Origin of the sequence: Acinetobacter sp. NS-4 (genome assembly GCF_037402435.1) — a bacterium.
Taxonomy (GTDB): Bacteria; Pseudomonadota; Gammaproteobacteria; order Pseudomonadales; family Moraxellaceae; genus Acinetobacter.
This window is the reverse complement of record NZ_JBBEUE010000012.1, coordinates 100,140-108,887: the sequence shown is the minus strand read 5'-3', so window position 1 is coordinate 108,887 and position 8,748 is coordinate 100,140. Positions and strand designations below refer to the sequence as shown.

Annotated in this window: 5 protein-coding genes; all 5 read left to right on the top strand. The window is 44.9% G+C overall.

The window, feature by feature from the left end:
• Window positions 1–425: 425 nt before the first annotated feature.
• The 5 genes from WAE57_RS10940 to WAE57_RS10920 all read left to right on the top strand — a co-directional run bounded on the left by WAE57_RS10940 (window position 426) and on the right by WAE57_RS10920 (window position 8,748).
• A complete protein-coding gene (locus WAE57_RS10940) occupies window positions 426–1,508 on the top strand; it encodes a patatin-like phospholipase family protein (RefSeq protein WP_337710645.1) in 1,083 nt (360 codons plus the stop codon).
• Between the two features lie 254 nt (window positions 1,509–1,762).
• Complete coding sequence (gene hisIE / locus WAE57_RS10935; protein WP_337710644.1) at window positions 1,763–2,545, top strand: bifunctional phosphoribosyl-AMP cyclohydrolase/phosphoribosyl-ATP diphosphatase HisIE; 783 nt, start codon at window positions 1,763–1,765, stop codon at window positions 2,543–2,545.
• Between the two features lie 10 nt (window positions 2,546–2,555).
• Window positions 2,556–4,061 (top strand): UvrD-helicase domain-containing protein, encoded by a 1,506-nt coding sequence (locus tag WAE57_RS10930; RefSeq protein ID WP_337710649.1) that lies wholly within the window; start codon window positions 2,556–2,558, stop codon window positions 4,059–4,061.
• Window positions 4,062–4,091: 30 nt separating this feature from the next.
• On the top strand, window positions 4,092–5,459 hold the full coding sequence (locus tag WAE57_RS10925; protein ID WP_337710643.1) for an AAA family ATPase: 1,368 nt from the start codon (window positions 4,092–4,094) through the stop codon (window positions 5,457–5,459).
• Between the two features lie 451 nt (window positions 5,460–5,910).
• Window positions 5,911–8,748: a monovalent cation/H+ antiporter subunit A gene (locus WAE57_RS10920; protein WP_337710642.1), complete on the top strand. Its 2,838-nt coding sequence runs from the start codon at window positions 5,911–5,913 to the stop codon at window positions 8,746–8,748.

The window sequence follows — 8,748 nt, the reverse complement described above, 5'->3', positions numbered from 1 at the left end:
GAGTGATTTAAAGGACTATTCAGACGACTATATTACTGAGATTACTCACCGACTCAATCATCGCCCAAGAAAAAGACTCGGATTTAAAAGTTCGAGTCAGGTATTATTCCAAGAACATGGGGTTGCACTTCAAATGCTAATCTAAGCCCTTTAAAAAATGACCTTGTTGCGATTATAAAATATTGAAAACGATCTTCGCTCGTAATGTCATCATTAGTCTGCTTAGATCATAATTTTTCTATAGTAAATTTCACCTCAATGTCATCAGGAGTAGAGTAATCCATCATCAAATGCGTTAAATCTAATAGCATGAATCACCTGTGATCTTAGAGTGACTACATAGTCACCAACTGAATCATCTCGCCATTGTTGCCCTGAGCTAGCTACTTAAAATAAGCATATCCTTGTATATTTAATAATAGATCATGACGCAAATCCTGCAGAAACGTCCACCAGCATTAAACATCCGTGCGGGTCACTTGGCACGTCAATTGATTGAAAAAGACGGTTTACTTGCCCAGCAAGTCGATATTATCCCTGGCGCTGCAGGTGGTCCCAAAGGGATTGGTATTCAAGGTTTAGATCAGGCCATTTTCGGTGATTTTCTGGCTCAGGCACCACAGCGCAGAACCCTGATTGGCTCATCTATTGGCAGCTGGCGCTTTGCCAGTATTGCTGCCTGGGGGGCGAAAGAAGGAACCGAACGCCTTTCAGAACTTTATACCAACCTGTATTTCCATAAAAAAATGACGCGTCAGCAGGTAGGAGATATTTGCCGCGAGATGCTGATTAATCTGATTCAAGGTAAAGAGCAACAGTTGGTACAACATCCGGATTATCATCTTGCAGTGATTTCAATCAAAGCCCAGCATATTTTTCAAAGCGATAAAACCCTGCCACTGCTGGCTTCTGTCGCGGGCATTGTCGGTAGTAATGCACTGGGTCGCAAACACAACCGCCTGTTTATGCAACGGGTCATCAGCCAACCTGAAACGGGCAAGCAGTTTAAAGTGGATGACGATTTTGTCACGCATTATCAAACCTTAACCCAGGACAATGTCACGCCTTGGCTGATGGCATCTGCGTCCATTCCCTGCGTCATGGCTGCAATCCGCGATATTCCCAATGCGCCCAAAGGCAGCTACCGTGATGGTGGTTTAATTGATTACCACCTTGACCTACCCTTTGAGAGTCGGGGCATTGTGTTGTATCCGCACTTTAGCGATAGCATCACCCCGGGTTGGTTCGACAAGATGCTGTTAAAGAAACGCCAGGCCAATCCTGAAAATCAGGCGCGAACTTTACTGCTTTCACCTTCACAAGATTATTTGCAATCTTTACCACTGGGGCGTTTGCCTGATCGTAAAGATTTTACTTTAAAAGGCTTGGATCAGAAAAAACGGATTCAGATGTGGAATCAATCGGTCGCAGAAAGCCAGCGTTTGGGCGATGAATTTTTAGAAATGGTCGAAAAGCAAAACTTCCCACAGTTTATGCAGGATTTATAAACCCATTTTAAATACAGGCTCATTTATAAGATGAACTGTACCTTATACATAAATCCCCTATTTTTTCACTTGTTTTGATCGATAAAAAATAGACCATGCTATTTTCAAGCTTTAATCTCCGCTACAAGTGATGAGGAAACGAAATGGTGATGCGTATATTTTTTTTCTCAAAGCAGCGCTAATCACGTACACTATGCAGTGGCGATTTTCATTCGCTCTTTTTAATTTTGAACATATATTTTGGTGAAATTCTCATGAACAACTTGCAATGGCTCGATGAAGTAAAATTTAACGAACAAGGTCTAATCCCTGCCATTGCACAGCATCACCAAAGCGGCCGTGTATTGATGGTCGCGTGGATGAACCGTGAAGCTTTAGCCTTAACTGCGGAAAAAAACCAGGCGGTATATTTCTCTCGTTCGCGTCAAAAATTGTGGCATAAAGGCGAAGAATCCGGTCATTTCCAGACCGTGCATGAAATCCGTCTGGACTGTGATGCCGACGTAATTGTATTGCAGATCGAACAACACGGCGGTATTGCCTGCCATACCGGTCGTGAATCTTGTTTCTACCGTAAATTGACTGCAAATGGCTGGGAAATTGTTGATGCACAATTGAAAGATCCAAAGCAAATTTATGCTGAAAAATCGACCAATCCACACACCCTTGCCATGAATGCTTCGACTGCGCAATCTGAACAAGTGGAAGTTTTAGATTATTTAGGTCAGATGATGGCAGAGCGTAAAAAAGCCGATCCAGATTCCTCTTATGTGGCCAAGCTGTATCACAAAGGCTTAAACAAAATTTTAGAAAAAGTCGGTGAAGAAAGTATCGAAACCATCATTGCAGCGAAAGACTTTAAAGCCGAGGCCAATGAAGACAATAAAAATGATCTAATTTATGAAGTGGCAGATTTATGGTTCCATACTATTGTGATGTTGGGCTATTTCGACCTTGAACCGCAACTGGTTTTAAATGAACTCGCGCGTCGCCAAGGTTTATCGGGATTGGTTGAAAAAGCCAATCGTCAGCACTAAGCCTAAGACTGTGTCTGATCCGAAAAAACCGAGCGCTACCTATGAGCAAGCGATTGCCATAGATAATGCGCGTTTAGGCAAATCCTTTAAAGTGATTGCTTATGCAGGCACAGGTAAAACCACGACTTTACAAATGATCAGTGATGCCATGCCCGAGCGGCGTGGTATGTATCTAGCGTTTAACAAAGCCATTGCCTCAGAAGCACAAAGTAAATTTCATCGCAATGTCGACTGTCGCACCTTTCACTCGCTGGCTTTTCGTAGTGTGCCGCGTGGCGTAACTGACAAGCTGCGTTTACCGCGTTTAAGTCCAAGTTTTATTGCCAAGGAATATCGATTACAACCGATTACCCTGCGCCGGATGATGGGCGGGCGTTATGAAAAATATGTGATGATGCCATCGCGTCTCGCTAGTCTGGTGGCCAATGCGGTCAGTTATTTCTGCTCGACCAGTTCACAATATCCGGCACCGCGCCATCTGCAAGCGCCGAGCTGGTTACATCCAGACGATATTGACGAATTGCAGAAACATTTATATCCGGCCATTGAACGGCGCTGGCTCGAGTCGATTGATCCCAATCATCAGGCCGGTATTGGACATGATATTTATCTGAAACTTTGGGCGCTGTCTGAACCGAATATCCCAACAGATTATGTGTTATTTGATGAAGCACAAGATGCCGATCCACTGATGTTGGGAATTCTGCTGCGTCAGAGAAATACCCAGGTGATTTATGTCGGCGATGCCCATCAACAGATTTACGCCTGGCGTGGTGCGGTTAATGCCATGCAACAGCTACCGCTGCCTGAATCGCGCTTGACCACATCATTCCGTTTTGGTGAAGAAATTGCCTTGAATGCCAATGCCATTCTGGGTGCCTTAAATGAAACCGTGCCTTTACTGGGTAATCCTCATCTTAACTCCAAAGTGGTGAATAAACCGCATACCAAACAGCGTGATGCGATTTTATGCCGCACCAATGCACGAGCCATGGAATTACTGCTTTCCGGACTGGTGCATGGCGACAAAGTCAGCTTGCAGGCCGATCATGCCAAACTGAACCGTTTTGTCGATGCCGCCAGCATGCTGAAACAAGGCCGCCGTGTCACTGATGTGCCGGAACTGGCCTGGTTTAATTCATGGCATGATGTGCATGAATACTGTGAAACCAATGATGGCAGTGACATTAAGCCTTTGGTGAAACTGGTGGATGATCATGGTACAGATCCCCTCAAAAGAGCCTTAGCCAAAATCACCCCGATTGAACAGGCTGACTACATTATTTCGACCGCACATAAAGCCAAAGGTCTGGAATGGGATCGTGTGCATATCGAAGATGACTATCAATTCAAGGTCAATGAAAAAGACTATAAAATTAGTGACGAAGAGTTAAGATTGCTTTACGTGGCCTGCACACGTGCTAAAGTAAGTTTAAATATTCACCACATTTACGATTTGCTGCAACAACTGAAAAAGCAAATGCCGGTATCACTGCGTAAAGCTGTGGGAGAATAATTTTAGCTTCAGCTGCAAGGCAGGTGTTTTATGAAAATCGATTCTATTCAACTCAAACACGCGCTTCATTTTGCCGATCTCAAGCTGAAATTTAACGACAAGCCCATCACCCTGATTCTAGGCGATCAAAGCTCGGGAAAAACCGGCATTTTAAAATTTACCTATCAGGCACTGACCTGGTTTGCTGCGCGCTATAAAGATTTGCGTGCGACCGGTGTGATGATGCTGGATCAGGACATCATGTTTACCCGTCTGCAATCCAAAATTGATATTCGGGTTCATATTCCGCCTGATATTGGTACTTTAAATGCGTCTAGTGAAGCTGGAGACAAAACACTCACTGTGTGTGACTGGCAAATTTATAAAACCTTAAATAATCATGGCATTGGCACCAGCAAGGCCGAAACCCAACAATTAGACAATCTGGTGGAGCTCTATCATAACGCGCTCAAACACGATCAGCTGCAAGGCTTGCCCTTAATTGCCTATTACCCGGCAGAACGCTTTGTGAATGAAATAAACATTCAGAACAAAAATAATCCGGTGGTTTTTCAAACTTCACATGCCTATGAAATTTCCACCATTCCCTATACCACCTTCATCCGTTTCTTTGAATGGTTTCGTGAAATTAGTGATATTGAAAATGCCCAGATTGCGCAGCTGTTTCAACAGCTGGTGTCGCATCCTTCCATTCAGAAAAATAAAGAAAATGACTTTTTGCAACATCTGGTGAATGCACAAAAACAAATGAACGCGCCCAGTCTGGATGCTTTAAAACAGGCCTTAAGCACCGTTCTTCCCGATTTTGAAGATATTTATTTGCAATATCAGCCCAAATTACAACTGATGGTGAGTTATGCAGAAAAAACCATGCTCTATCAGCAGCTTTCCAACAGTGTCAAAAACTGGATCGCCTTGGTGGGAGATATCGTACGGCGCTTGTGCCTGCTCAATCCCAACAGTTTATATCCCTGTCTGGAAGGCGATGGCATTTTGCTGATTGATGCGATTGATCACCAGCTGGATCAAAATACTTCTCAAGTGATTTTACAGCGCCTGCATCAGGCTTTTCCGCGTCTGCAAATTATTGCCACGGGTAATCGTACCGAATTACTGGAACATGCCACTGAATATCAATGCTTAAAACTGGAAAATAAACAGCTGTTTGATATGCAGCTACAGCCTTTGCAGGAAAAGTTTGACACCATTTATGAGAACCTGGTGTTTAATGAAGAAGTGATTGAAACCGACACTTTAACTGAACCTGAATTGGAAAGCATCACTCCACAAAGCCTGTTAGAACAGATTCAACAGCATTTAAATGGTGAACAGCAAACCGAATTGCTGCGTTTAATTCAACAACAGGATGATACATCTTCCCCCCATCCTTTGCCTTGACTGAAAAGATTGAATTTAATTCAAAAAAGTTTCAATCTTAAAAATACTCCATTCTGGGGCGTGATCTGGCTAAACACGCTGCGCCCCTTTTGTATGGACAGGCGTATAATAAACAGGGTTTGTTGACACTTCGTCTATGTTTGCAACATATACGTCTCATGCTCAATTTTAGCCTGCAGCACAAGCCATTTATGAAATGTCGACCAACCCTTGTGTGTGCGCAAAAATAATTGATGTTGTTTTACTCATGTCAAAAGATCATGTATATTTAAAGTTTAATAGTAAAATCCGATTTTACTATGACTTTTTACAGGTTGCGCAACACAGCTTGTTTTTCATTTTTTAACTCAAACCGGCTTTCAAGATTGAGAAGTTTGGATGGCTCTTTGCAGTCCTGTAATCCTTGAAAGATAAGATTCACGCTTAGGTTTTTATCGCCTAAATCACGACTTTGGATATGAGTGTGCTACCGATTATTATCTTGTTACCGTTAATACTAGGCACAACCCTTGTCTCGTGGTTGAAATTTTCACGCGGGCTAACGGCTTTAGCCGCCATTACGGTTAGTCTCAGCAGCCTGGCCCTGTTATTGACACAAGCCAAAGATGTCTTTAACGGTACCCCTATCACGCAAAGCTGGAGCTGGATTCCCCAACTCGGTATCAATTTAAGCTTTCGTCTGGATGCCTTAGGCCTGTTATTTTGCTTGCTGATTAGCGGTATCGGAACGCTGATTTATATTTATGCCTATTATTATTTAAATCCCAGAAACTCCCTGAGCAAACTGTATCTTTTGCTGATGCTGTTCATGGCCTCCATGCTCGGCATATCACTTTCTAACAATTTAATTTTACTGCTTATTTTCTGGGAGCTCACCAGTATTTCCTCCTTCCTGCTGGTAGGTTACTGGAATAATTATGAAGCGGCACAACGTGGTTCACGTATGGCGCTCACCATTACCGGAATGGGTGGCTTGGCCATGCTGGGCGGTTTCATTCTGCTCGGTCAAATGACCGGAACCTATCAGATTGACCAGATCCTTACGATGAAGGATCAAATTCAGCATCATTCATTATTTGTTCCAGCTTTATTGCTGATTTTAACTGGAGCCTTTACCAAAAGTGCCCAGTTTCCGTTCCATTTCTGGCTACCGAATGCCATGGCAGCACCGACCCCGGTTTCTGCCTATTTACACTCTGCCACCATGGTCAAAGCAGGAATTTTCCTGCTGGCCCGTTTTACCCCGATTTTTGTCGGTGCAGCGCTGTATCACAATATTGTGACTTTCGTGGGCTTGTTCACCTTATGTATGGCTGCCTTTTTTGCCATTTTCAAGGAAGACTTAAAAGGCTTACTGGCTTATTCCACCATCAGTCATTTGGGGCTGATTGTGTGCTTGTTGGGGATTGGCTCACCATTGGCCGTCACGGCAGCCATTTTCCATATTATTAACCATGCCACCTTTAAAGCTGCCCTGTTCATGATTGCCGGGATCATTGACCATGAAACCGGAACCCGTGATTTGCGTAAACTCAGCGGTATCTGGCAGTTGCTCCCCTTTACTGCGACCCTGACCATGATCACGGCTGCCTCTATGGCCGGTGTACCCTTGACCAATGGCTTCCTGTCCAAGGAAATGTTCTTTACTGAACTTTTGGCCAACCTGTCCGGCCCAGTACTGATTTTTTCTGCCATTGCCGCAACGCTGGCCGGAATTTTCGCAGTGACCTATTCAGTACGTTTGGTACATGGGGTATTTTTTGATGGACCAGTAGGCTCGCAGGTACCCAACCACAAAGTTCATGAACCCCCTTTCGGCATGCGCTTGCCTGCAATACTGCTGGCGGTTTTATGTATTTTAGTCGGTCTTGCACCTGCCCTGCTGGTGGAAAATATTGTTAATTCAACCGCACGTGCCAGCACTCAAATGCCTGACTTTGCCGGTACCCATTTAGCCATCTGGCATGGTTTTAACCTGCCTTTGCTGATGAGTGCGATTGCGTTATTCGGCGGAATCATTTTCTATTTTTCTTTGGCCAAAGGCGGTCGCATTCGGGAAATTGATCTTGATCCTATCTTGGGCAAATTCCAGGGCAGAGTGCTATTTGATTTATTTCTCAAGCACCTGTTACTCAGTTCGCGTAAGTTCAAACGTCAAACTGAAAATGGCTCACTGCAAAGCTATTTGATGTGGATTGTGCTATTTAGTGCCGCTTTTCTGACCATGCCATTTATCCATCAAGGCCTGACCACTGGCACACGTGAACTTACCCATGCACCTGCGATTGCGATTGTACTGTGGCTATTGCTGTTCTCGGCCTGCTGGATGATGTTGTGGTTCCATCATGAACGGATCAAGGCGGTACTGATTAGCGGTGCAGTTGGTCTTGTCGTTACACTGGTTTTTGTGACACTTTCTGCCCCTGATCTGGCCTTAACTCAAATCACGGTCGATGTCGTCACTACAGTACTGCTACTGATGAGCCTTTCCTTGCTGCCACAGCTTACACCTTATGAATCCACCGTTTCGCGGCGCTGGCGCGATGCTCTGATTGCCATCGGCGGTGGTCTGGGCATCGGCTGGATTAGCTGGCTGATCTTGACCCGTGACCACAACTCGATTTCATGGTTCTTTATGCAACAGTCGCTTCCACTCGGTGGCGGCTCCAATGTGGTCAACGTGATTCTGGTCGACTTCCGTGGTTTCGATACCTTCGGCGAGATTACCGTACTCGGCATTGCTGCTGTAGGAACACTCTGTCTCATGGATGGCATGCGTGCACACGGTACCACCATTACCCAAGGCTTAACCTACCGTTTCAACCCTTCTCCGTTGATGTTCCGCATTACCGCATCCTGGGTATTGCCTTTGGCACTGGTGGTCAGCCTTTATATCTTCCTACGTGGCCATAATCTGCCAGGTGGCGGATTTATTGCCGGTCTCATTACCGCTTTGGCACTGGTGATTCAATACATTGCCTTAGGCCAGGACCAGGCTGAACAGATGCTAAAAGCCAAATCAGGCCGCTTGTATGAGATCTGGATTGGTTCAGGTTTGCTTATTGCCGGCCTTACTGGGCTGGGTGCCTGGTTCTGGGGACGTCCGTTCCTGACCAGCGCCCATATCCATATCGCTCCGCCCCTGTTGGGTGATATTCACTTAGCCTCTGCGGCATTATTTGATGTCGGTGTCTATGTCACAGTGGTCGGTGCCACCATGTTGATGATTTCAGTCTTGGGTGACTCGCGCCACTCCAGCATGTCTGGTCCAGTATTGAAAGGGGAATAA